This is a genomic window from Shewanella sp. W3-18-1 (assembly GCF_000015185.1).
Classification (GTDB): Bacteria; Pseudomonadota; Gammaproteobacteria; order Enterobacterales; family Shewanellaceae; genus Shewanella; species Shewanella putrefaciens.
The window spans coordinates 2,607,404-2,631,502 of sequence record NC_008750.1 but is presented as its reverse complement, the minus strand read 5'-3'; the positions used below and the strand labels follow the sequence as shown (position 1 = coordinate 2,631,502).

Sequence of the window (24,099 nt, the reverse complement as noted above, 5' to 3'; positions counted from 1 at the left end):
GTGATGATGTTTCAAATGCTAAAGCCATCTGAAATATCAACATGCCTAGTTACTTATTGGCATCACCCGATTACGGCCGAGTCGTTTGGCTTCATAGAGTAACTTATCCGCCTTTTCAATCAGTTGAAGCCCTGTTTGTTTTTCTTGCCATTGCGCGACACCAAAAGAGGCACTGATATTATCGATGCGTTCATCTTTACGTCTGTCTTTTAAGCTGAGCTTTTCAAGCCCTCGGCGCATGGCTTCAGCCAATTGACGGGCAATGCGTAATTGGCTTTTAGGCACGAGAATGGCGAACTCTTCACCGCCAAAGCGGTACAGTTTAATTCCATCACGGCAGGATTCTTGTAAGCGCTTAGCAACGGCACGCAATACCTGATCGCCCATTTGGTGACCATAGGAGTCGTTAAACACTTTAAAGTGATCGATATCGACCAAAATGACGCAAGTCCCTTCGGGAGCTTGGGTTAGCATACCGCTGAAGTCGGCATCAAATGCGCGGCGGTTAAGGCACCCTGTGAGCGCATCGTAAAGTACATCTTTTTCCGTTTGTTCGAGTTTTTTCTTAAGGGCATCGATTTCCGTTTGTGCCTTTTGTAATTGTCCGGTGAAAAATTCAGTGCTAGAACGAATATTGTCGGATTCTTTTACTAAACTCCGCACTAAATCGAGTACTTGCTCGACACTAAAACCTTCATCTTCAATACGATGGAGTTTCTCAAAATTGCTCTCAATACGGGATTGAAACTCATGGGTATCAAGATTGGTGTCTTTGAGCGATTGCGAAAGCTCAGTCACCATGGCATCTAAATTTTGGCGCATTTCTCGTACGTCCAATTCGACGGGATCGGCCACATATTGGCGGTAGAGCAACTCACTACTCACAGGCGGACAGGTATTGTATTGCGCGATAACAGTATCAAGCTGCTCATTTAATGCTGAATTTTGCTCCCCGACATAGGTGTACCAGAGTGCATAATTCACAGGTGTCGTGGGAATTTTATGTTTTAGCATTAGCGGAACGGCTTTTTTTAAATTTAATGCGGCGGTTTGTAATAATTCTCGTGACATGCAGTGACCTTAATCAATAAAAACGACCAATAAGAGCGGTGGACTGAGTCGTTAGCGCCATCTATCGCTGATGTTAAACAGCATGCCACCGATGTAAAACATATCCCAAGAGATCCATCACAAGCTGTGATGTATATGATAAAGTTTATCCGCAAAATTAAATAATGATAATAACTTGGGAGAAAGTCGTGAAAAATTTCATCCTAGTCAGTGTTCTTAGCGCCTTGCTAACTGTACCCGCTGACGCAGCCACATCCTTTACCGATAGCCTAGATCTGACCCAGTACCGTAATGATGTGAAAACCCTCGCCAGTGATGCCTTTGGTGGACGGGCACCTTTATCTGAAGGTGAACAATTAACTTTAGATTATCTTGAAAAAGCCTTTAAAGAGATGGGGCTTAAACCCGCGTTTGGTGACAGTTATTTACAAGCCGTGCCTTTAGCTAAAATTAGCGCGGATCAAAATATGCAGCTTGATATTGGTGGCCTTAAATTGGCCAATGGCAGTGAATTTACCGCCAGAACCCAAAGGATTGCCGAAAAAGTCAGCTTAAAGAATAGTGATGTTGTGTTTGTGGGTTATGGCATTAACGCCCCTGAATACGGTTGGAACGATTATCAAGGCCTCGATGTAAAAGGCAAAACAGTGATCGTATTAGTCAATGATCCTGGTTTTGCTACCCAAGATCCAAACGTATTCAAAGGCAATGCTATGACCTATTACGGTCGCTGGACCTACAAATACGAAGAAGCGGCGCGCCAAGGGGCTGAGGCCGTGTTTATTGTGCACGAAACCGCGCCAGCAGCTTACGGTTGGGGCGTTGTACAAAACTCCAATACGGGCACTAAGTTTACCTTGGTCGACGCTAATAATAACCAAGAGCAAGTAGGTGTTATGGGTTGGGTGCAATATGAGGTTGCCCAGAAAATCTTTGCCAAGGCGGGAATGGATTTTGATAACTTAAAACAGCAAGCGGCAAAACCCAATTTTAAAGCGTTGCCGCTTAAACTGCGGGCGACATTGACTTTAAATAATACTATCGAGCGGGCTGAGTCCCATAATGTGGCCGCGTTATTACCAGGAAAAACTCGGCCTGATGAAGTGGTGATGATGCATGCTCACTGGGATCATTTAGGTACTATCATTGAAAATGGTAAGCCAGAAATCCTCAATGGTGCGGTTGATAATGCCAGTGGTGTTGCTGGGGTCTTGGCTCTTGCTCGGTATTTTAAGCAACAAGCCGAAATCGCCCCCTTGGAGCGTTCGATTATTTTCAGTGCTTTTACCGCGGAAGAAACGGGTTTGATTGGTGCACAGCATTTTGCGCAACATCCGAGTGTCCCCACTAAAGACATCGTCGCATTCCTTAATATCGATGGAATGAACGTGGGACAGAGTGTTGATTATATTCTACGTTATGGTGACGGCGTTTCTGAGTTGGAGCAATATTTGGATAAAGCGGCCAAAGCCCAAGGTCGTCTAGTCAAAGCGGATCCTAGGCCACAAAATGGACTCATGTTTCGCTCTGACCATTTTGCACTAGCACAACAAGGGGTTCCTGGATTGTTATTTATGAGCCTTGGGGATACCGATCCCGATTATATTGCCCATAAATACCACCAAGGTGCGGATGATTACGATCCTAATTGGTCATTAGCTGGGGTAAGCCAAGATTTAGAGCTAATGGCGCAGATGTTAACAATGTTGGCGAATAGTCGTGATTGGCCCCGTTGGATAGAGTCGTCTGATTTTAAAGCTAAGCGCGAACAGGATGGCCGTAACTAATCGTTACTTCTACAGATTGAGAAGGGCGCATATGGCGCTCTTCTTTGAAATTACCCTTTAAAAGGTATAGCTCACTGAAAGCATCGGGCCTATAAAACTGTAATCAATATTGTAATCAGCAATTTTTGTGTCTTTACTGTCTGATTTTTGGGCAATATCGACGTCTACTTTATAGTAGTTGTAGGCCACACTCATACGCCAATTGGCCGTAATTTGTGCGTCGATACCGACCTTTATATCTATCAATTCACCTTTTATATCATTCAGAGTGATAGAGAAGTATTGGAAATGACTCGCTACTTTCCAACCGGCAATGAATTCATAGTTTGCATAGAGTCCTAAATTGGGTAATGGCGCAGTAACATTCTCGTCCACGATACGGGGGATTGCTTGGCTTGCACAAACATTGTTCAACAACTCGGAGGCATTACAAACGCCAATAACACCTTCAAATCCTGTTTTGATAAACATAGTGTGCAGGCCAATAGAAAGGCCAATATTGTAGTGACTGCCTTGGAAAACATCGTAACCATAACCGATACGTAGGATATCGATATTTAGGGTAGAATTAAGTTTACCACCCATTTTGATATCGTAAATGGTATCGTTAATTTCAATCTGAAAGGGTTGACTTAGGGCTTGCGTTTCTGCGCTGCGGTGAAGTTGTTTCCAGTCTAGGTAGATGTTATGACGTTCGTTAAAGTGATAATTCCATTCAATAAAGGGTAAGAACTTATTTTCGGTTAATTGCAGATCAGACTCATAATCCAAAGTGTAATTACTCCCGGAAATGGGATTAGTCACATCCATGCGTGTGTCAGATTGTGAGTAAAAACCACCTAACTCGACAGTAAAATCACTCGCCTGCACTTGGGCACTTACAAGTGTCGCGATCAATAGTGGGCACGAGCGGATTAACATCACAAGCGTTACTCCAATATTTTCTTATTGTATTTGGCGCTAACATCAAACTTTAATGCCATAAAAAAGACATCCGGAGTGTATCAGTAATTTTTTGCGTGTGAATAAAATGTATTTATTTTTATGCTTTTTTGTGATGAGCGACAAAGGTCGCACGCTTGCGCAACCGTTAACAGTAAAGTTGCGTTTAAGATCACAGCAAATAGTGAAGTAGAGCTGAGGTTTGCCAAAGGATAGAAATCAGGGAGGTTAACTGGATTGATAGCAATCTGCGATGATCACATTGCTAATCATCGCAGATTATTAGAGCAAAACTTAATGGAGGTTATTTCGTCTTGAGTGATACGAGTTTTGCCTCGGGTGAAGTTGGCTCAGTCTGAGTCATCGAGCCATCAGTACTGCTCAAGTCATCTTTATTGAACATTCCTAGACGGATGCGAATAAAGTGTAAAATCTGCGCGGCAATATCGACATTCAAACAAGATTCTAACCCTTCAAATCCCGGAGATGAGTTTGCCTCACAAATTTTATAATGGCCGTTATCAAATAAGAGATCGATGCCTGCTACATCAAGATCGAGAATATTTGCTGTTTGTGTGGCTAGCCATTCAATTTCAGGGGTTATCTGAAAGGGGCGCGCCGAGCCACCAGCACTAACATTGGCTTTAAAGCTATCTTCCTGACCACGCCTTTCATAACAACCTGCCACTCTGCCACCGATAGTAAAGACCCGTAAATCGCGGCCATGGCTATTGGCAATAAACTCCTGCAAAATGATGTTAGCGTTTTTATTTGTCGCTTCAATCAATTGCATCAAATCGTCAAATTCGCGTGCCTTATGGGATAAAAACACGCCGCTGCCCTGCGATCCTGACAGCGTTTTTATCACCACTGGAAAGCCCAAATGGCGTTCCACGAGATCGATATCGACCGGAAACTTAACCAACATGGTTTTGGGTGTTGGCAAGTTTTTCTCGGCCAGCAACTGCTGGGAGAATAGTTTGTCTTTTACAATTTCGATCGCTTTAGACGGGTTAAGGCAATACACCCCTAAACGCTCTAAATGGCGAATAATGGCCAGGGCAAAATAGGTCGTCCCTGAACCCATTCTTGGAATGATAAAATCAGGCAGCTCAACGGCTTGCCCATTCAATAAAATACTCTTGTTATCTTCTCTAGTGACCGTAAGATCAAATTCATCAGGGGCGTAAACTGTTAGCTCTATATTGTCAGCCTTAGCCGCAGCCAGCAGACGCTCAATTTCATACCATTCAGGTTTTAGCTGAGTCGCGGTTTCTTTATATAAAATCCAACCGCGCATTTAGTCGCAAACCTTAATTTTCATGCTTTATCCTCGGGTTCAGGCTCATCCTGAACGTCATCTTCAATATCAACATCAAATATCACTTCTGGCTCGACTTCAGGCTTAGTTGCAGGCAAATGCACCGTACCAACCACGGCATAAAAAGGCTTACCTTGGGCGAGTTTGCGGTACTTTAACCAGATCTGCTCCAACAAGCTACTGGGAGCGATATTTCCTTTAGCGACTTCAACAAATTGTGCTTCGTCGGCAGTACAAGGAAGTGCCTTTCCTTCGGCGAGATTTTTCATTGCATGACCATGCAATTCAAGGAGTTCAGCCTCTTTACTGGTAAAGTCACCACTGCGTTTAAAGCCCTTGGGAAAGTTTGTATCGTCATAGAATCGTTTGTGCGATACAAAACTGGCAGCTGAGCCGTTAACCGTCTCAGAACCCTTGTTAGCGTTTGAAATAGACTGTTCAGACATGGCAGTTACCTTCTAGTTTTTGATAAACAAAGATTTGCAACTGGAGTATTGGCTAGTATTATTGATTTATAAATCAAAAAAATTTGCCAATGTTGGTCAAGAATTTTTATGGATACTGATTTACTCAAGACATTTCTCGAAGTTTCCCGTACTCGCCATTTCGGCAAGGCGGCTGAAAATTTGTATCTCACGCGCAGTGCGGTGAGTTTTCGCGTTAAGCAGCTCGAAGGGATACTTGGCGTTGCGTTGTTTGAACGGCAACGTAACAATATTCAACCTACGCCTGCCGGGGAGCGAATGTTAGGCCACGCCGAAGCCGTGTTAACCGCGTGGGAGCGTGCTAAACAAGATGTCTCCTTGAGTCAGTTACAATCGACTCAATTGGCAATAGGAGCGGGCCCCAATATTTGGGATGCGTACCTTCAAGGACATTTGCAGGATTTGCATATTGGCTTACCGGGTGTCGCTTTGCGCACGGAAGTATTGCCACTGACGGTAATGACTCGGCAATTGATGGATAGAACGCTGGATATTGCGATTTCCTTCGACCCACCCAAACTTGATCAATTTGAGCTAGTGCAATTAGGACAGATTAATTTATTGTTGGTGTCCAGCTTGGCCGATATGGCTGTCGATGGGGTATCTTCAGGGCAATATGTAAAGGTGGATTGGGGCACGGCTTTTAATATTATCCATGCACAGGAATATGCCGCGTTGCCTGTTCCTAGCCTACATACCAGTTCTGCACGTATTGCCTTAGATTTTATTTTAAATAATGGGGGTTGTGCATTTTTACCTGAACATCTTATTCAGCCATTGCTGACTAAAGGGATGTTGCATTTGGTCGCAGGAGCGAACGCGATTTCCCGTAGCGTTTATGTCGCTTATTGGGCAGAGAATGACAGGCTAGAGCAGATTAAACAGGCCATCACATTTCTTATTGATGATGGACAATAAATCAAAAATAATTTAACTGAATATGCCTTTAGTTTTGTTAACTTAAGGCATTTTAGTACCAGTTCAGTAGGTCAAAAGGTTAAAGAAATAAGGGGGCTAAGATACTCAACCAAGTAATACCACACAGCGTCAGGCTTATAAATACTGCCGCCGATGCAATATCTTTAGCTTGGCCACTTAATGGATGAATTTCACTGCCGACGCGATCAACTACAGCTTCAATTGCGGAGTTTAATAGCTCAACAATCAATACGATAAACAGTGTGAAAATCAGCATTAGACGTTCAATAGTACTGATATCGACCAGTAACGCGATAGGTAACATCACTAGACACAGTACTAATTCTTGTCTAAATGCGGCTTCGTGAGTCCAGGCCGCTTTTAACCCTTTCATCGAAAATCCAGTCGCTCTAAAAATACGCTTAATACCATGATTATTGGCTGGTTTCATTGTGTTTCCATTAACATTAGCTTATTGGTTGCTAAGGGGAGTCGTTCAAATAAAGCTGTTAAAATAGGCCTATAACATTGGGATATTTAAACGAATGCATAAAAGTGGCCGCAGTATAGCCCGAGTTGAAAACCGCATAAATAGTTAACTGTGCAAATTATCAGGATACCTCTAAGTGTTAGCGCTTATCCGCTAGCCATCTTGGAGACTTCAATCTAAGCTTGGTAATGGGACGTAATTCACCATAAGGAAATGGGAATGACTCATACAAGCCAATTATTTCTTTTAATCTCTAATCCTTTCATTCTGTTGCGGTTATTATTAGTTTCCTTGCTGCTGGTATGTCTATTGGTTAATGCCAACCCCAGTGCGCCTAAGATCCAACTTGCCACAGAGCTGACTGCCGACAAGACGAGTTATGATATTCGCGAGTTTTTAATCAGTGAAAAGTTAGATGGTGTCCGTGGGTACTGGACTGGGCATAGGTTAGTCACCCGTCAAGGATATCCCATTAATGCACCCGTATGGTTTACTGCTGATTTTCCGACAATTCCTATTGATGGAGAGTTGTGGCTTGGGCGAGGGCAGTTTGAAGCTATTTCAAGTTTAATCCGTCAATCCTCTCCCAAAGAGGACGCATGGCGTAATGTACGCTTTATGGTATTTGACTTACCCAAAGCGGAGGGGAATTTTGAGCAGCGCTATCGATTAGCGATAAAGATGTTTGCAGGTAAATCTGCTTATATTGAGGTCATTGAGCAATTTCAGCTTGATAGTATTGAGGCTTTATACCAAAAACTCGATAGCCTTGTGGTTTTAGGTGCTGAAGGGTTAATGCTCCATCGCCGCAGTGCATACTATATTGCAGGCCGAAATCCAAACTTGATGAAGTTAAAACCCTACTTTGATGCAGAAGCTAAAGTCATTGCACATATTGCAGGTAAAGGTCAATTTACGGGACAGATGGGGGCATTAAAAGTACAAACATCCGATGGACGGATTTTTAGTATCGGAACAGGCTTTAGTCATGCTGAGCGCCAACATCCCCCCGCAGTGGGCACTATCATCACCTATAAATACCTTGGGCTTACCGTTAACGGTTTACCGCGGTTTGCCAGTTTTTTACGGGTAAGAACCGATATAGTCGAGTCCCCATTGGACGGCGGTGTTGACCGTTCTGGGCAATAAGCCTATATACCCTTGCCCATACGAACTAGGCTGCGAGTCTTAAAGGAAAACGAGTGTTAAAAATGCAATATAATTATCGGATCTTGATGGTATGTATGGGCAATATTTGCCGTTCGCCCACAGCAGAGGCCGTCTGTCGCGCTAAAATTCGTGAGCGTCACCTTAATATCGAAGTCGACTCGGCGGGAACTATTGGTTATCACCAAGGGGATAAGCCCGATAGCCGCGCTATTGAGGCTGGTAAAAAGCGGGGTTTTAGTTTCGAGGGCATGCGGGCGCGGCAGGTGGTGAATGCTGATTTTGAGCATTTTGATTTAATTCTAGCTGCGGATAATGCCAATTTGGCGGAACTGCTTAGCCGTTGTCCGGTTGAGTATCAACACAAGTTACAGTTAATGTTGTCCTATGCTGATACGCAAATAACGGAAGTACCAGATCCTTACTATGGCGGCGCACAGGGTTTTGAACTAGTGCTCGATCTCCTCGAGCAGAGTATGGAAGCTTTATTAGATCAATTGACCGAAAAGTTCCGTTGAGATGCGTATTGCCATTTACGGTTTGGGTTTTATGATAAGTTCGGGTAAATCCCCTTATGCGAGATGACGATGAAAGTAATGGATTCTGAAAACCGAGTATGGTTCCTTTTGGAGCATGAAGGTCGTTTGTACTTGAATGCAAATTGCAACATGAGTGCATTTGGCTATAGCTATATGATCCAGCTCAATGATCAGGAACTGCAAAATTATGAAGGTGGTGGCCGCGAGTATCTAAATAATCTTGCTCACGATATTCACTATTCTGTTCCAATCGCAAAAGACACAACGTCAATTTACAAAGGTCGTGAAGTTTCAAAACAGCTAGCTGGTTTAGCAACAGGAGCGATTAAAGCGTGGCGTGCTTAAAATCGGTTAACTCTAAAATGCCCCAAAGCTTGTTTCAAAGTTTAAAATGCAAGTAGGGCGAATAAAGTTGTGGCTATAAAAAAGCTAATGTGATGAGGTTACTTTCAACCTAGAAGTCATGCCAGTCCGAACTTTCAATAAAGCCACAGCAAAGTAAACATCATCATAAAGTCATTAATAGATATCAGTATAGTTTGACTACAAACATCAATGGTTGTGGGCTGCTTGCCTTGTCAGGTTTAGTTGGTAAGATGTTGTTCATAAAGAAAATCAAATCGTTGTACATTTAAGGACATATATGGAAATTTCATTACTTGCCGATAATCCCTCTGCGATAGACACGGTAGCTAGATGGTATTTCAATGAATGGTGCCAAGACAATGGTAGTTATACCGAGGAGGAAGTCGTTGAAAAAGTATCTGCATCAATAAATCGAGATACTGCGCCTATTCTGATCGTCGGAAAAGTAAGTGGTGTTCTTGCTGGTTCAGCAGAGCTAAAAATTCGAGAAATGGACATATACCCAGAATTTGAGTTTTGGCTTGGTGGTGTTTACGTCACTCCGCAGGCCAGAGGGCAGGGTGTCGCCTCAAAACTTGTGAAAGAGATAATATCGCTAGCACATAAAATAGGCGTGAAAAAATTATATCTTCAAACAGAAGATTTAACCGGAGGTTTGTACCTACATCATGGATTTAAGCCTATAGAACAGGTGAATTATAAAGGCATAAATGTATTGGTTATGGGTGCAAACATCGGTGAATAACAAGTGTGTGAAGGTACATTGTGGCTCAATTGTATAAAAGCGGTCAGCGAAGAATCTGGGTGGGTACCATTAAAAACTTGAAAGAAGTGGTAGATCTATCCCGCGACTAAAGCCCCCTTGCCACACAGTCAAATCCAAGATGGCTCTTCGGTGTATTGTGCCAAGAGGATGATGACTGACGGATATTGAGAGCTTATATTAGGCACGCAGAAGTCATTGGCGTAAAGTGTTTTTTATGCAAACTTTCCGTTTATGATAATTTAAAGCCAGTATATTCAATATACTGGCTTTAAATTTAATGAATGAGCGCACTAAGCTGGAATATAAAAGTCATTAGCATCTTGTCTTTAGCAAAATCTGCGTCCTATATTCCAAATGCAGAGTGGCTGACTAATCGTTATGGCGTTTGCCTGAACGTTTCAGTCTCTCTGCTGCTAGCTTAGCTTCTTTCTCTGCTTCTTTTTCGGCCATGATACGGGCGACTTCAATCTTTTCAAGCTCGGCCATCGCAGGCGTTTCTAACGAGAGTAAGCCTATTTTTCCTGAGCGGTATTCATGTAGTAACAACTCAGATGCCTTGTGCATATCGATGCGACCACCGGGACGCAGGGCACCACGTTTGCGGCCTATCGCCTCAAGTAAAGCGACATCATCCTTAGGTAATTCACTGAGGTTGTAGCGCTCACAAATCTCTTTTGGATAAGCGGTTAAGAAATACTTAGCAGCAAACAGGGCCACATCTTCATATTCCATCGCGGTATCTTTAATGGCGCCAGTGACGGCAAGGCGATAGCTGCTGGCTTCGTTATCCACTTTAGGCCACAAAATACCTGGGGTATCCGACAGCACGATACCGTTACGTAAATTGATCCGTTGCTGGGTTTTGGTTACCGCAGGTTCGTTACCGGTTTTGGCGATAACACGACCAGCTAAGGTATTGATGATGGTGGATTTCCCAACATTGGGTATTCCCATGATCATAGTGCGAATGTCTTTTTCGGTTTTATCGCGACTCGGCACTAGCTTACGGCAGAGATCAGGAATTTTTTTCACCATTGCCGCTTGAAGTGTGGTGATCGCCGTGGCTTTGACGCCTTGCTCACGCTCTAAATATTCAATCCATTGTGCGGTGATCTCTGGATCGGCCAAATCAGATTTGTTGAGCAGTTTGATACAAGGTTTGTCGCCTCGAAGCTGAGCCACCATGGGGTTTTCGCTACTATAGGGAATACGCGCGTCCAGCACTTCGATAACAAGATCGACCTGAGGCATTGCCTCTTCAATCTCCTTGCGTGCCTTGTGCATATGCCCCGGATACCACTGAATTGCCATGATAACGCCTTGTCCTAAATAACTTAAAGAACGGCTATTCTACCTTGATGGTGGTGAATGTCATAAAAAAAGCGCCCAAAGGCGCTTTAATTGCTTAATCCGTGACTGTCTCTTGCGATTGTCACTTGGATTAATAGGCTGAATTAGGGCTTAGATCACCCCTAGTTCGCGCAATCTTTCCATCAGATAACTGTCGGCGGTATAACGATCCGATAGCACTACTGCAGGGTTTGGATGTAAAAATAACGGCAAAGAGATCCGTGACTTGGTTTTATCCGTACCTTCAGGATTGATGACGCGGTGTGACGTCGATGGGAAATAGCCGCCAGAGGCTTCCTGTAACATGTCGCCGATATTGATAATAATGTTGCCAAAATCGCTTGGAACATCTAACCAAGTGCCATCTTTGGCTTTTACTTGCAATCCAGGCTCATTGGCTGCAGGTAACACTGTGATAAGGTTGATATCTTCATGGGCCGCGGCGCGAATAGCGCCCATTTCTTCACTGCCCGTCATCGGTGGGTAATGTAGAATACGCAGTAAGGTTTTTTGGCTATTGGCGATCATTTCTGGCAATGGGATTGAAAACTTGGCTTTTACGTCTTCTGGTGAGTAGGTTTCGATCCACTCTAATAGCTCAGCGGCCAGCGCGTTAGCTTTATCATAATAGGCGAGAATATTGGCACGTAGTGAGTCGGGTATACGGCCCCAAGGATACACGTGGTAGTACTCTTTAATGTCTTTGACTGTGTTGCCTTTGGCGGTTTCAGAAATCGATGCAGGGAAGAAACCGTCGTGGGTTTCCTTTTTAAACATATAGTTGTTTTTGGCTTCTGAATTAAAAAAGGCTTGCCACTCGGTGTAGATATCTTCAACTAAGCGCTTATTAATAGGATGATTAGATAAAACACCAAAGCCAGTTTCTCTAAGTGATTCAACAAATTGCTGTGCACTATTTTCAGCACGGTAATCAATAGTTTCTAATTTCATATTGGTTTCTACTTGTTATATTTAGTTGTAATTTGACCCGCTGCAAGTGTAGCCGTGCGGTGAGGTGGGTGCAAATACTCAGCGACTGTGATCTTGATCAACTGCCGTATTTTCCGTCATTTATGCAGTCGCTTATATGAGTACTTAATATGAGCACTTATATTAGTACTTACTTGAGTGGTAAGATTTTAGTCACCAAATCCGTTAGTATGGGCATTAGATTTGTTGTGATTGGATTGATGTCAGCCGCATTTTGAAGCCGAGTGCAAGAAATCTTGCTTGGAGTGGGTCTTATGTTGGCTTCCTTATAAATCAGCTTCTTAATCAACTTAATTGAGAGTATCGAAATAGACAACGACGTGAGTCGAAAGGGCATAAATATGAACAAACTGACCGATTTTGAACGCTATGTTATCGAAGAGAAAGGCACTGAACGCCCTTTTAGTGGCGAATATTATAAGCACGACGCTAAGGGATTATATTTATGCAAAAAATGCCACGCTCCTCTTTATCGATCTGATGATAAATTTAATGCTCATTGTGGTTGGCCAGCTTTTGATGATGAGATTCAAGGCGCTGTAACTCGCCATATCGATGCCGATGGTCATAGAACAGAAATCGTTTGTAGTCAGTGTGGTGGTCACTTAGGTCATGTATTTGAAGGGGAGTTTTTGACGCCTAAAAATGTTCGTCATTGTGTTAACTCGATTTCACTGATATTTCAGGGATTGGAGCAGACCTATACGCCGTCATCGAACCAATTTGCGACTTTGGGGGCGGGCTGTTTTTGGTGTGTTGAGGCCATCTTTAAAAATCTGAAGGGCGTTGTCAATGTGACCTCAGGGTATTGTGGTGGCGAAGCCCATGATGCCGATTATAAATCTGTTTGCTCAGGCCAAACCGGCCATGCTGAGGTTGTGCATATTGAGTTTAACCCAGAGGAAATTGATTTTACGACATTGTTGCAAGTGTTTTTTGAAAGTCACGATCCAACCACGCTTAACCGCCAAGGTAATGATAAGGGGCCACAATATCGTTCGGTCGTTTTTGCTCATAACGCGGATCAAATAGAACAAACTAATGAAATGATTGCAAAATTAGAGTCAGCTAAGGTTTTTGATGCGCCTATTGTGACGCAGATTTCAGCCTTTGAAACTTTTTATCCTGCTGAAAATTATCATTATGATTATTTTGCTTTACATGGCGAGGAACCCTATTGCCAAATAGTGGTTCGACCTAAAGTGGAGAAAATCAAAGCCCTATTTGCAGCACTGCAGAAGGCTTAATTTACGCCATTCCTCAAGACATGTAAGGCTAAAGCAATAAAAACGCCACCCAATTAAGGTGGCGTTTTGTTAGTTGTTAAGTGAAAACACCGTCATTAATGGTTTTCAGCTAACCACTGGGCATACTGTTTGGTGTAATAGCTGACAATCAAATCTGCACCCGCCCGCTTTAAGCCGATAAACGTTTCTGTCACCACGGCACGCTCATCCAAGGCGCCTGCAAGGGCAGCAAACTTGATGCCAGCATATTCGCCGCCGACTTGATAGGCGGCGAGTGGTAGGTGGGTTTCTTGTCTTAACCGGCTTAACACATCCAAGTAGGGCGTGCCGGGTTTAACCATCAGGATATCGGCGCCTTCGGCTTCATCTAATAAGGCTTCTAACAGGGCTTGACGACCATTAGCATAATCCAGTTGATATCCCTTGCGATTTCCGCTGAGTTCGCAATCTACCGCCGCTCTAAAAGGACCGTAAAAAGAAGAGGCGAATTTTGCCGAGTGGGCCAGAATCGCCACATGTTCAAAACCTGCGGCATCGAGCCCTTGGCGAATGGCTTTCACTTGTCCGTCCATCATGGCCGATGGCGCTAACATATCGGCGCCAGCTTTGGCGGCCGTCACCGATTGCTTAACTAAATTTTCGACGGTGAGATCGTTGCAGACTTCATTATTGTGCACCACGCCGCAATGGCCGTGATCTGTGTATTCACAAAAGCAAATGTCGGGGATCACCATCATCTCGGGCACTGCGGTTTTAATTGCGCGCACCATACGGGCGAGTAACCCATTGTCATCCCAAGTGTCGCTGCCTTTATCATCTTTTGTATGGGAAATTCCAAAGGGCATCACATAGCGAATACCGAGTGCATAAAGTTCACGAACCTCATCGGCTAATGCGCTTTCAGGAAGACGACTAATTCCAGGAAGAGTCGAAATGGGTATCGCATGATTGATCTGTTCTTCAATAAATAGCGGGTGGATTAAATCTGATAATGATATTTGGGTTTCGCGCAGCAGATCGCGCATCGCTTCTGAGCTACGTAAGCGTCTTAGGCGACGCAATGGAGGCGTGTTTAACATGACATTTCCTTATCGAAGGTGGAGCGTAATACTGTGGTTCAATCTAGGTTCAGGTGTTAGCTCTGACAGATATAAGCTAAAAAGTTTCCTCATTTTATCGAGATCTTTTACTGCATTTGCCGTTAAGTGACTTATATCACATTGCATTACACGACATTGGTGTTGGATTTGGGCTGATAGTTTAAGGCTGAAAGCTGGCAAATCAAGGCCAGCGAAATGAATGATGGGATACATTATGACTATTTTACCGTGGATAGGGCTTTGCCCTTTGTTTTCGTGAATTTGATGTTATCATTTGCGCCAGTTTTTAATGGTGCATTGGCACAGTATTTCGCCCCGTCGCGAACCACTGAATATAGTGCAAATGCTTGCCCGATTATCCGGTTTTTAAATGACAATAGACAAACTTTCAGCGTGTATTCTTGCCTTAGACACTTGTACCGAAGCCTGTTCTGCGGCGCTGTATTATCAAGGACAAATATTTTCTGAACTGGCTGACGCACCCCGTGAGCACAGTCAGCGGCTATTACCTATGGTAGATTCCGTTTTAAAAGAGGCTGGCATTGGTCTAGATAAGGTTGAAGCGATTGCCTATGGTCGCGGCCCAGGGAGCTTTACTGGGATACGTATTTGTACCAGTATGACTCAAGGTCTGGCACTGGGCTTAGATTTACCTGTGATTGGTATTTCAACCTTAGCGGCAATGGCCCAAATGGCGATAGCTGAACATAACGCCGAACAAGTGCTCTGTGCTATCGATGCGCGCATGGGCGAAGTGTATTGGGGACAATTTGCCGCGGTTAACGGCATTGCGACCTTAGTTGCTCAAGAAGTGGTGAGTGCACCCTCTGAGGTTATCCTTAGTTTAGACCCACTCAAGCCTATTTATGGATGCGGTACGGGTTTTGATGCCTATCCAGAATTACTGGCTATCGGAAAGGGGATTTTAGTCATTGATGCCGTGAAATATCCCGATGCACGGGCTATGCTAACACTTGCCGATGTAGGAATTAAATCAGGGTTTAGTACGACAGTGGATGAACTCGAACCGGTTTATTTGCGTGATACTGTGACGTGGAAAAAATTACCGGGCCGAGAATGAAATACAGCTTAATCGGTGTTGTAGGTGATTATTGTAACTCATGCTCTGTCGGGGTGTGGATTGAAAATAACGAATGGCAGAACATAAAGACTAACGTAAATTGAGTATGAATGTAGGCACCTTGATGCAGATTAATACTAATCAAACCAGTTTGACGCAGGCCGTTGCAAGCAATCGCCCCGCCATTATTCCGGGGCTAGCAGCGGCTGAAAAGTTGCATCCAGTGATTGAACGAGATGATATCGAAGCATTAAGTCTAGATGACACCCCGAACACTGCAGATAGCTTACAGTCAAGACTGGGTGCTCACCTTGAATATGAGCAAGATACTCGTGGACATCAAGGTGCTATCGCTCAATATTTACAAACACAACATGCCGCCAAGCGTGAAGAAATTCAGCAAATGGTCGGTGTGGATATTTATGCTTGATCCTCAACATAGTGCCTCTTCCGTGGTAAAAAAAGACTCAGCCTATAGTTTGTCTTCTGGAGTCCCTAGCCGTGGGCTATTTATCATTGAATTGATGTTAGCCTTACTGCTCACCCGTATACCTTATCTCAGTGTACCGTTTAAATGGCTCGAAAGTTATTTCCATGAGTTATCACACGGTATTGCGACGCTGTTAAGTGGCGGGATTGTTAGCCATATTCAATTGTTTCCTAATGGGGCGGGTTTTTGCTTTAGCCAAGGTGGTTCGCCATTATTTATTGGTTTTGCAGGGTATTTTGGTGCAGCCTGTTGGGGATACTTGATTTATTTACTTGCTACTTGGCCTCGGGGGATCCGCGTTAGTTTTGCTTTGCTTGGTGGGCTAGTAGTGTTAAGCGGATTACTGTGGGGAAGGGATATCCTTACTTTGGCGATTTTAGCTTCATTGACTGTTATTTTTTTAATGCCATTAAAGCTCAACCAAAACAAAGTATTAACTCAGTTTCTTCGGGTTGTGGGTTTGATGATCATGCTTAATGCCCTTGCTAGTCCAACGGTGCTATTAGGACTTGATGGTCAAGGTGATGCCGTATTATTGGCTGAACTTTCATGGATCCCCGCATGGATTTGGGTGATGCTATGGTTATTGACGAGTGCCTGTGCTTTATTCTTGGCTTGGCGTCGAGTTGATTCGAGAGCGTACCATTAATACTTCATTTATTTCATTTTTTATCAAGGGTTACCGTCATATTAGGTAAGTAGTTTTCATATCTTGTCATCAAACATTGTTATCCAATATTGACAGTTTCCCCTCAACATTTGCAGGACTTAAGCCAAAGACTCTTCTATTTTCTTGGATTTTTGAACATTTGGCTGCTAGGTTAAGCCTTCGGTATTCATGGAGAATTACAATGAAAAAAGTCGCATTAGTTACCAGTATGCTCGTTGCGAGCCTATGTTCAAGCCTTACCTATGCTGATGAAGGTCTAGAAAAAGCCTTAAAAAGCGATTTTCGCCAAGCTAAAAATGTCAGCCGTGATATATATCGCCATCCTGCTGAGACTTTGAGCTTTTTTGGTATTGCACCTAATCAAACCGTGATAGAACTATGGCCGGGTAATGGTTGGTATGCCGAAATTCTGGGTCCTTATTTAGCCAAAGAAGGTCAATATATTGCCGCGAGTTTTGAAATTTCACCGACCACAGATACCCCTGGAAATCGTTATCGCTCCAATGCGGGGACTAAATTTGAAGCATGGATGACGGCGAATAAAGCAGTATTGGGTAACGCGAAAATTTTAACCTTTGATCCACCCAATAAAATGAACCTAGGTGTCGATGGCAGTGCCGATTTAGTCTTAACCTTTAGGAATTTGCATAACTGGGCATCGAGCGATCAATTGGAAAATGTATTTGCGGCCTCTTATAAGGTGTTGAAAGAGGGCGGTGTGTTTGGTGTTGTTGAACACAGAGCAAACGAGGGAATGAATGTTAGCAGTGGCTATATGGATCAAGCGGCCATGGTCACCTTAGCCGAAAAGGTTGGGTTTACCTTAGAACAAAGTGCTGAAATTAATGCAAATCCAAAGGATACAAAGGATTACCCTAAGGGAGTGTGGACATTACCACCGTCATATGCGTTAGGTGATACTGATAAAGATAAGTACCAAGCAATTGGAGAGAGTGACCGCATGACACTCAAATTTGTCAAAAAATCACGCTAATTACCTGACATTAGAGGCATTATGTGGCAATCTTCCGCCCCCGAAAATCAAATTGAGTTTGTTTTACCTCATATCAAACTTGCAGGACGGTTATGGGGGGCGAAAGATAGACCACTGTTACTTGCTTTACATGGCTGGTTAGATAATGCCAATAGTTTTGAACCTCTTGCCGCCTATTTGATGGATTATCAAGTGCTTGCTATCGATTGGCCAGGGCATGGTTTTTCTGCACATAGGCCAGGTCATTATCCGTTACATTGGATTGATTATTTATATGACTTAGATGCCTTACTCGGGGTTTTACCTGTGCAGCCTGTAGCCATTATCGGTCATTCACTTGGTGGTATTATTGCCTCGGCTTATACAGCGGTATTTCCTGAGAAGGTCAATAAACTCATCCTTATAGAAGCGCTGAGTCCATTATTTGAGCCAGTAACTCAGGCAAAATCACGATTAAGAAAGAGCTTTTATCAGCATGAGAAATATCTTGCCCAAAAACAGCGGCAGCTTAAAGTCTACGACACTATTGATACCGCTGTTAGGGCGAGATCACATCTTACCGGTCTTGCCGAACCTTGGTGTCGGTTATTGCTTGAGCGCAACATGCGAACTGAAGGTGGGGGAATAGGGTGGCGTAGCGATCCAAGATTGCGATTAGATTCGCCGCAGCGTTTAACTTTTGCTCAGGTTGATGCATTGATGCAGGACATTTCAGTGAGCACATTACTGATTTGTGGGCGACAAGGATTTCATCAGTTGCAAAGCGCGTTGCCAAAGGCGCGCATGTGGTTCAAACATTTGTCGGAACAAACCATCGATGGTGATCACCATGTTCATATGGGTAATGCTTTAGGGGTTGCCGAGTTGATCAAATCATTTATTGAATAGTGGCTTTTGCTAATGCAAAAAAGACACTAGGTTTTTTGTTTTTTTTATGTGATGATGATCAAAATTAAAACGCTCGTATGATTTATGACGAGTTAATCAATAACAAAAATGTAAGTCGGTATTTTAACTCGGTATTTACCGAGTGTTGACGGTTGTATGGATACCGTTTCCGCAGTTGTGGGGATTTAGGAGAGAGTTGTGGACCAGCCTTGGATTAATCATTTGCCAAAAGATGTGCCTGCTGAAATCAATGTTGATCAGTATTCATCGCTTGTCGATATGTTCGAGACAGCGGTAGCTAAATATGCTGATCAACCTGCATTTATCAATATGGGTGCCACACTCACTTATCGTAAATTGGAAGAGCGCAGCCGTGCCTTTGCCGCTTATCTGCAAAATGAGTTAAAGCTCGAAAAGGGTGATCGTGTTGCGATTATGATGCCGAATCTTTTGCAATATCCTATTGCATTGTTTGGTGTTTTACGTGCAGGTATGGTGGTTGTTAACGTCAATCCGCTTTACACTCCCCGTGAGCTTAAGCACCAGTTAATTGATTCCGGCGCCAAAGCCATTGTCGTCGTATCAAACTTTGCCCGTACCTTAGAAGAAGTCGTGGATCAAACGCCAGTCAAAAGTGTCATTATTACGGGGCTGGGTGATTTACTCAGCGCACCGAAGCGAACTTTAGTGAATTTTGTTGTTAAATACATTAAGAAGCTAGTGCCTAAATATGATTTGCCCCATGCCTTATCAATGCGCGATACCTTAACAAGGGGGCGCCGTTTGCAATATATTAAGCCAATTATCACTAATGATGATTTGGCTTTCTTACAATACACAGGTGGCACAACAGGGGTATCTAAAGGTGCCATGTTGACCCACAAAAATGTGGTTGCAAATGTGCTCCAAGCCGATGGTGCGTATTCTCCTACCCTTAAAGATGGTAGTGAGTTTGTCGTCACAGCATTGCCTCTGTACCATATTTTTGCGTTAACGGTGAATTGCCTATTGTTTTTACACAAGGGCAGCCAGAATCTTTTGATCACCAATCCTCGTGATATTCCAGCTTTTGTGGCAGAGCTTAAAAAATACCCTTTCACCGCATTAACTGGGGTGAATACGTTATTTAATGCGCTTGTGAACAGTGACGATTTTTCGCAACTTGATTTTTCCCGTTTAAAGCTGTCTATCGGTGGTGGTATGGCAGTACAAAAAGCGGTTGCGGATAAATGGCAAAATATTACTAAAACCCGCTTACTGGAAGGTTATGGTTTGACAGAGGCTTCACCTCTGCTCACTTGTTGCCCTTATAATTTAGATGGTTACAACGGTTCTATTGGTTTTCCAGCGCCATCGACCTTGATCCAAATACGTGATGATGCAGGTCATGTGTTGCCCCAAGGCGAAACCGGTGAGTTATTTGGTAAAGGCCCACAGGTGATGAAAGGCTACTGGCAGCGTCCAGAAGAAACGGCCAAAGTTATTGATAAAGATGGTTGGTTAGCCACGGGCGATATTGGTTATATGGACGAAAAAGGCTTTTTCTATATCGTTGACCGTAAAAAAGATATGATTTTAGTCTCAGGGTTTAACGTATTCCCTAATGAAGTAGAAGAGGTCGTTGCCCTGCATCCCAAGGTTATCGAAGTCGCGGCTGTAGGTGTACCAAATGAGGCTAGCGGAGAATTAGTGAAGGTTTTTGTGGTGGCAAAAGATAAATCGTTAACCGCAGATGACATCATTAAGCATTGTCGTATTCATTTAACGGGATATAAAGTGCCGAAGCTGGTAGAATTTAGAGACGAGTTACCTAAAACCAATGTGGGTAAGATCTTGCGACGAGAGCTTAGAGACGAAGTTAAGCGTAAGTAAGATTGAAGCCGGCAATTGCCGGCTTTTGTTTTTATGGACTGTGATTGACCCCACGGGATCTGGAGAAGAATTTGTCAGTGTTCCACTATGTGAGTGATGAAGTGAGCCTTAACGCCCTCGTTGCTCAATATCAGCAAAGTAAAATACTCGTGTTAGATACCGAGTTTGTTCGTACCCGTACTTATTATGCAAAGTTAGGTTTGATCCAAGCTTATGATGGAAAAACCTTGGCGTTGATTGATCCTGTCGCGCTACCCGATCTCGCCAAATTCTGGGCTTTGTTGGCGAATCCCAATATTATTAAATTAGTGCATTCTTGTAGTGAAGACCTAGAAGTATTCGCGCACTATGGTCAGTGTCAACCTGTACCTTTATTCGATAGCCAAATTGCGGCATCTTTATGTGGTATGGGGCATGGTGTTGGTTATGCAAAGTTAGTTGAAACCTGTCTTGGCGAAGTGATTGATAAAGGTGAGTCACGCACCGATTGGATCCGCAGGCCATTAACCGAAGCGCAACTTGCCTATGCCGCAAATGATGTGTTGTATCTGCATCAACTTTACCCTCAGCTTGAAGCTAAATTGGTCGCTCAGGGGCGCCTAAATTGGTTATATGAGGAAGGGGTGAGGATGACGGAAGGGCGGCTAGATACGCCAGATCTCAATACCGCTTATTTAAAAGTTAAAAATGCCTTTCAGTTGACTGAAATTCAATTGGCTTACCTGAAAGTACTTGCCAAATGGCGTCTTGAAAAAGCCTTAGCACGTGATTTAGCTTTGGGATTTGTGATTAAAGATCATGGACTGATTGCATTAGCTAAAAAACAGCCTAAAAGTATGACCGAGTTGCTTAAGCTAAACGACCTAACCGAGCAGGAAAAGCGTATTCACGGTAAAGAGATTTTGCGAGTAATGCAAACCGTGGATTTGGTCAATCTACCAGAGCTTGTCGATGTGCTTGCACTTAAGCCGGGCTATAAATCTGCTTTTAAGCTGATCAAAAACTGTTTGACTGAACTGTGTGAAAAGTATGAAGTTCCACTGGAAATGCTAGGTTCTAAGCGACATATCCATGAGTATTTACAATGGAGATGGGACGCAGAGCAGGGCGATTTACCGATAATCTTAACTGGGTGGCGTGGCGAAATCGCCGCACAATCCCTCGCAAAGCTTGACGTTTAGGTCTAACTGTCTAACTGAAAATCATGCAGCAAAAAGCGTCATCCTCACTTGAGGATGACGCTAAAACTCGACTTATCTGTCTGGTAAAGTCACGTTAAGTTCGAGTACCGATAAGTTATCGTCGTTCTGATCTAACTGCACAGACACTTGATCATCAGAAATCTGCACATACTTACGGATCACGGCAATAATCTCTTGTTTCATCTGTGGAAAGTAATCGGGGGTGTCCCGTTGTCCACGTTGATGAGCCACAATAATTTGTAAGCGCTCTTTTGCCATTACCGCAGTGCTAGGCTTTTTCTTGCTTTTGAAATAGTCGAGTAAAGACATAATTAGCTACCAAATATCCGTTGTAAGAAACCTTTCTTCTCTTCCGTAATAAAGCGTAGTGGGACATCTTCACCCAATAAACGCGCGACTGTGTCACTATAAGCTAAACCCGCATCACTTTCTTGATCGATAATCACTGGCACACCTGAGTTAGAGGCTTTCAGAACCGACTGGGACTCTGGAATAACGCCTAACAACTCAATAGCAAGAATTTCTTGAACATCATCAACACTTAACATCTCCCCCGATTTTACACGGCTTGGTGAGTAGCGAGTCAGTAACAAATATTCTTTTATCGGTTCTAGATTCAGTTCTGCACGGCGTGATTTGCTTTGCAGCATTCCCAGAATACGATCTGAGTCGCGCACTGAGCTGACTTCTGGATTAGTGGTCACAATGGCAATGTCGGCAAAATACAGCGCCATCATTGCACCTTGTTCAATGCCCGCAGGTGAGTCACAGATAATAAATTCAAAGTCTTTGGCTAAATCGTCCAGAACACGGCCGACGCCTTCTTTAGTTAATGCATCTTTATCACGGGTTTGTGAGGCCGGTAAAACAAACAGTTTTTCGCAGCGTTTGTCTTTGATGAGTGCCTGATTAAGATTCGCTTCACCATTGATCACATTGACGAAATCGTAAACTACCCGACGTTCGCAGCCCATGATCAAATCTAAATTTCGTAAACCTATATCGAAATCGATAACAACAGTTTTGTGCCCTTGCATTGCAAGGCCAGTCGCAATAGCAGCACTCGATGTGGTTTTACCTACACCGCCTTTACCTGAAGTGACAACAATAATTTGTGCCATGTTTCTCTCTATCCTTTTTTCTGCCATTTAGAGGGGCAATGATTCAACCATAAGCGACTCGCCATTTAAGCGAATACAGCCGCTTTTATCTGAGCTATGTTGTTGTAGATTTTCAGCGAGCCAATATTGCCCTGCTATCGAAACGAGTTCGGCCTCAAGAGAGTGGGCGATGATGACGGCTGTGGGATCGCCCGCCGCGCCCGCCATGGCTTTCCCTCGTAATGCGCCATAGATATGAATGCTACCATCAGCAATGACTTCAGCGCCATTGCCTACCGCACCAAATATGATTAAATCCCCATTTTTTGCATAGACCTGCTGCCCGGAGCGGATATTTTGTTTAACGATTTTAGTTTGGCGTGGCGCAGGGGGGGGCGTTGTGCTTTGTTTACCCGCTTTGACTATGGCAAGACCTAAGTCTTTGGCCTGCTTACTGAGAACGGTTGTCGCGCCCGTTATCCCAACAATCACTAATTGACGAGAGAGCAGTAGTTCCTTGAGGCCATGTAAATTAAAATCATTATGCTGGATGGCACTGAGATTGACCACCAAAGGCGCGCCCAGAAAAAATTGTGGGGCTTGTGCCAATTTGCTATCTAATTCAGCCATGACTGCATTTAAGTCACTGCTATTAATGTGAAGCACTGAAAGAGTAAAAGAAGCTCCTTTTAACTCTAAGCTAGGTTTTGACATCCCGGCACTCTTCTTAAGAAATCATCAGTCGGTTCGCTGATTTTGCAATTAAATTATTAGGCGACCATGTTATAGTGTGCCCCATTGGCTGGCAAGTTTGAACTATTGGATATTTATACTCTTATGTTATGTACCGTTTATAAAAGTACCCGAAAGGCTGATACATATTTATTTGTGAAGAAACGAGATTGTTTTGACGATGTGCCTGAAGCTTTAATGGCAATGTTTGGTACACCTCAATTAGTGATGGTCTTTCCTATTGCGAAACGAGAATCTTTAGGAATGGCCGATATTCATAAAGTCAGAGCCGCGATCGATGAAAATGGCTACTACCTGCAAATTCCACCTCCTCAAGTTAATTTATTGGCTGAACATAAACGCAATCTTGGGCTCCAAGATTAGTCGATACAACAATTGTTGCCGGATGGGTCATTGAAAGGGTGATTAGATCCCGTTTGATTGATTTGATTGCGCGGTAATTCTTTTGGTATTTCTATTGTGTATTATCGTCAGTAGAGAATTCAGTATCCATGTATAAATTAGTGTAAA

The 24,099-nt window shown here is 43.4% G+C and carries 26 protein-coding genes; 15 read left to right on the top strand and 11 right to left on the bottom strand.

Features of this window, described 5'->3' with window-relative positions:
• Positions 1 to 45: 45 nt before the first annotated feature.
• A complete protein-coding gene (locus SPUTW3181_RS11895; RefSeq protein WP_011789573.1) occupies positions 46 to 1,071 on the bottom strand; it encodes a GGDEF domain-containing protein in 1,026 nt (341 codons plus the stop codon).
• Between the two features lie 164 nt (positions 1,072 to 1,235).
• Between SPUTW3181_RS11895 and SPUTW3181_RS11890 the strand changes: the two genes are divergently transcribed.
• A complete protein-coding gene (locus SPUTW3181_RS11890; RefSeq protein WP_041408195.1) occupies positions 1,236 to 2,858 on the top strand; it encodes a M28 family metallopeptidase in 1,623 nt (540 codons plus the stop codon).
• A 57-nt stretch (positions 2,859 to 2,915) separates the two neighbouring features.
• On the opposite strand, the gene SPUTW3181_RS11885 is transcribed toward SPUTW3181_RS11890, so the two are convergent.
• The 3 genes from SPUTW3181_RS11885 to SPUTW3181_RS11875 all read right to left on the bottom strand — a co-directional run bounded on the left by SPUTW3181_RS11885 (position 2,916) and on the right by SPUTW3181_RS11875 (position 5,567).
• On the bottom strand, positions 2,916 to 3,779 hold the full coding sequence (locus SPUTW3181_RS11885; RefSeq protein ID WP_011789571.1) for a hypothetical protein: 864 nt from the start codon (positions 3,777 to 3,779) through the stop codon (positions 2,916 to 2,918).
• Positions 3,780 to 4,104: 325 nt separating this feature from the next.
• Positions 4,105 to 5,100 (bottom strand): ATP-grasp domain-containing protein, encoded by a 996-nt coding sequence (locus SPUTW3181_RS11880; RefSeq protein ID WP_011789570.1) that lies wholly within the window; start codon positions 5,098 to 5,100, stop codon positions 4,105 to 4,107.
• A 20-nt stretch (positions 5,101 to 5,120) separates the two neighbouring features.
• Positions 5,121 to 5,567: a DUF413 domain-containing protein gene (locus SPUTW3181_RS11875; RefSeq protein WP_011789569.1), complete on the bottom strand. Its 447-nt coding sequence runs from the start codon at positions 5,565 to 5,567 to the stop codon at positions 5,121 to 5,123.
• Positions 5,568 to 5,675: 108 nt separating this feature from the next.
• Here SPUTW3181_RS11875 and hdfR point away from each other — a divergent pair, with 108 nt between their 5' ends.
• Positions 5,676 to 6,524: an HTH-type transcriptional regulator HdfR gene (gene hdfR / locus SPUTW3181_RS11870; protein WP_011789568.1), complete on the top strand. Its 849-nt coding sequence runs from the start codon at positions 5,676 to 5,678 to the stop codon at positions 6,522 to 6,524.
• Between the two features lie 79 nt (positions 6,525 to 6,603).
• On the opposite strand, the gene SPUTW3181_RS11865 is transcribed toward hdfR, so the two are convergent.
• On the bottom strand, positions 6,604 to 6,975 hold the full coding sequence (locus SPUTW3181_RS11865; RefSeq protein WP_011789567.1) for a diacylglycerol kinase: 372 nt from the start codon (positions 6,973 to 6,975) through the stop codon (positions 6,604 to 6,606).
• A 258-nt stretch (positions 6,976 to 7,233) separates the two neighbouring features.
• Between SPUTW3181_RS11865 and SPUTW3181_RS11860 the strand changes: the two genes are divergently transcribed.
• The 4 genes from SPUTW3181_RS11860 (at position 7,234) to SPUTW3181_RS11845 (ending at position 9,831) form a co-directional block, all read left to right on the top strand.
• A complete protein-coding gene (locus tag SPUTW3181_RS11860) occupies positions 7,234 to 8,163 on the top strand; it encodes a DNA ligase (protein ID WP_011789566.1) in 930 nt (309 codons plus the stop codon).
• Between the two features lie 62 nt (positions 8,164 to 8,225).
• Positions 8,226 to 8,699 (top strand): low molecular weight protein-tyrosine-phosphatase, encoded by a 474-nt coding sequence (locus SPUTW3181_RS11855; RefSeq protein WP_041408393.1) that lies wholly within the window; start codon positions 8,226 to 8,228, stop codon positions 8,697 to 8,699.
• A 69-nt stretch (positions 8,700 to 8,768) separates the two neighbouring features.
• Positions 8,769 to 9,065 (top strand): hypothetical protein, encoded by a 297-nt coding sequence (locus tag SPUTW3181_RS11850; protein WP_041408194.1) that lies wholly within the window; start codon positions 8,769 to 8,771, stop codon positions 9,063 to 9,065.
• A 298-nt stretch (positions 9,066 to 9,363) separates the two neighbouring features.
• Entirely contained in the window at positions 9,364 to 9,831 is a 468-nt protein-coding gene (locus tag SPUTW3181_RS11845) for a GNAT family N-acetyltransferase (protein WP_011789563.1), read from the top strand.
• A gap of 390 nt (positions 9,832 to 10,221) precedes the next feature.
• On the opposite strand, the gene ylqF is transcribed toward SPUTW3181_RS11845, so the two are convergent.
• Together ylqF and SPUTW3181_RS11835 are read right to left on the bottom strand one after the other, a co-directional pair.
• Positions 10,222 to 11,163, bottom strand: a complete 942-nt coding sequence (gene ylqF / locus SPUTW3181_RS11840; protein WP_011789562.1) for a ribosome biogenesis GTPase YlqF — start codon at positions 11,161 to 11,163, stop codon at positions 10,222 to 10,224.
• 150 nt (positions 11,164 to 11,313) lie between these two features.
• Positions 11,314 to 12,153, bottom strand: coding sequence for an isopenicillin N synthase family dioxygenase (locus SPUTW3181_RS11835; protein WP_011789561.1), 840 nt, complete (start codon positions 12,151 to 12,153; stop codon positions 11,314 to 11,316).
• A gap of 380 nt (positions 12,154 to 12,533) precedes the next feature.
• Between SPUTW3181_RS11835 and SPUTW3181_RS11830 the strand changes: the two genes are divergently transcribed.
• Entirely contained in the window at positions 12,534 to 13,439 is a 906-nt protein-coding gene (locus tag SPUTW3181_RS11830; protein WP_011789560.1) for a bifunctional methionine sulfoxide reductase B/A protein, read from the top strand.
• A gap of 95 nt (positions 13,440 to 13,534) precedes the next feature.
• On the opposite strand, the gene hemB is transcribed toward SPUTW3181_RS11830, so the two are convergent.
• Positions 13,535 to 14,518, bottom strand: a complete 984-nt coding sequence (hemB, locus tag SPUTW3181_RS11825; RefSeq protein ID WP_011789559.1) for a porphobilinogen synthase — start codon at positions 14,516 to 14,518, stop codon at positions 13,535 to 13,537.
• Between the two features lie 391 nt (positions 14,519 to 14,909).
• On the opposite strand from hemB, the gene tsaB reads away from it, so the two are divergent.
• The 7 genes from tsaB to rnd all read left to right on the top strand — a co-directional run bounded on the left by tsaB (position 14,910) and on the right by rnd (position 21,715).
• Positions 14,910 to 15,620, top strand: coding sequence for a tRNA (adenosine(37)-N6)-threonylcarbamoyltransferase complex dimerization subunit type 1 TsaB (tsaB, locus tag SPUTW3181_RS11820; RefSeq protein ID WP_011789558.1), 711 nt, complete (start codon positions 14,910 to 14,912; stop codon positions 15,618 to 15,620).
• Between the two features lie 124 nt (positions 15,621 to 15,744).
• Positions 15,745 to 16,050 (top strand): hypothetical protein, encoded by a 306-nt coding sequence (locus SPUTW3181_RS11815; protein WP_011919192.1) that lies wholly within the window; start codon positions 15,745 to 15,747, stop codon positions 16,048 to 16,050.
• Complete coding sequence (locus SPUTW3181_RS11810; protein ID WP_011789556.1) at positions 16,043 to 16,759, top strand: M50 family metallopeptidase; 717 nt, start codon at positions 16,043 to 16,045, stop codon at positions 16,757 to 16,759. The genes SPUTW3181_RS11815 and SPUTW3181_RS11810 overlap by 8 nt, the downstream gene beginning before the upstream one ends.
• Before the next feature lie 202 nt (positions 16,760 to 16,961).
• Positions 16,962 to 17,774, top strand: a complete 813-nt coding sequence (locus tag SPUTW3181_RS11805; protein ID WP_011789555.1) for a class I SAM-dependent methyltransferase — start codon at positions 16,962 to 16,964, stop codon at positions 17,772 to 17,774.
• 21 nt (positions 17,775 to 17,795) lie between these two features.
• Positions 17,796 to 18,662, top strand: a complete 867-nt coding sequence (locus tag SPUTW3181_RS11800) for an alpha/beta hydrolase (RefSeq protein WP_011789554.1) — start codon at positions 17,796 to 17,798, stop codon at positions 18,660 to 18,662.
• A gap of 198 nt (positions 18,663 to 18,860) precedes the next feature.
• The gene (gene fadD / locus SPUTW3181_RS11795; RefSeq protein ID WP_011789553.1) at positions 18,861 to 20,534 is read left to right on the top strand and encodes a long-chain-fatty-acid--CoA ligase FadD; all 1,674 of its coding nucleotides are present in this window, start codon (positions 18,861 to 18,863) and stop codon (positions 20,532 to 20,534) included.
• Between the two features lie 71 nt (positions 20,535 to 20,605).
• Positions 20,606 to 21,715 carry a ribonuclease D gene (gene rnd / locus SPUTW3181_RS11790; RefSeq protein ID WP_041408193.1) on the top strand — a complete coding sequence of 370 codons (1,110 nt, stop codon included), beginning with the start codon at positions 20,606 to 20,608 and terminating at the stop codon, positions 21,713 to 21,715.
• A gap of 72 nt (positions 21,716 to 21,787) precedes the next feature.
• On the opposite strand, the gene minE is transcribed toward rnd, so the two are convergent.
• The 3 genes from minE to minC are packed head-to-tail and all read right to left on the bottom strand — an operon-like array spanning position 21,788 to position 23,550.
• Positions 21,788 to 22,045 (bottom strand): cell division topological specificity factor MinE, encoded by a 258-nt coding sequence (minE, locus tag SPUTW3181_RS11785; protein WP_007648439.1) that lies wholly within the window; start codon positions 22,043 to 22,045, stop codon positions 21,788 to 21,790.
• A gap of 2 nt (positions 22,046 to 22,047) precedes the next feature.
• Positions 22,048 to 22,857 carry a septum site-determining protein MinD gene (gene minD, locus SPUTW3181_RS11780; protein ID WP_011789551.1) on the bottom strand — a complete coding sequence of 270 codons (810 nt, stop codon included), beginning with the start codon at positions 22,855 to 22,857 and terminating at the stop codon, positions 22,048 to 22,050.
• A 27-nt stretch (positions 22,858 to 22,884) separates the two neighbouring features.
• Positions 22,885 to 23,550: a septum site-determining protein MinC gene (minC, locus tag SPUTW3181_RS11775; protein ID WP_011789550.1), complete on the bottom strand. Its 666-nt coding sequence runs from the start codon at positions 23,548 to 23,550 to the stop codon at positions 22,885 to 22,887.
• Positions 23,551 to 23,673: 123 nt separating this feature from the next.
• On the opposite strand from minC, the gene SPUTW3181_RS11770 reads away from it, so the two are divergent.
• On the top strand, positions 23,674 to 23,952 hold the full coding sequence (locus SPUTW3181_RS11770) for a YcgL domain-containing protein (RefSeq protein ID WP_011789549.1): 279 nt from the start codon (positions 23,674 to 23,676) through the stop codon (positions 23,950 to 23,952).
• Positions 23,953 to 24,099: the final 147 nt, after the last annotated feature.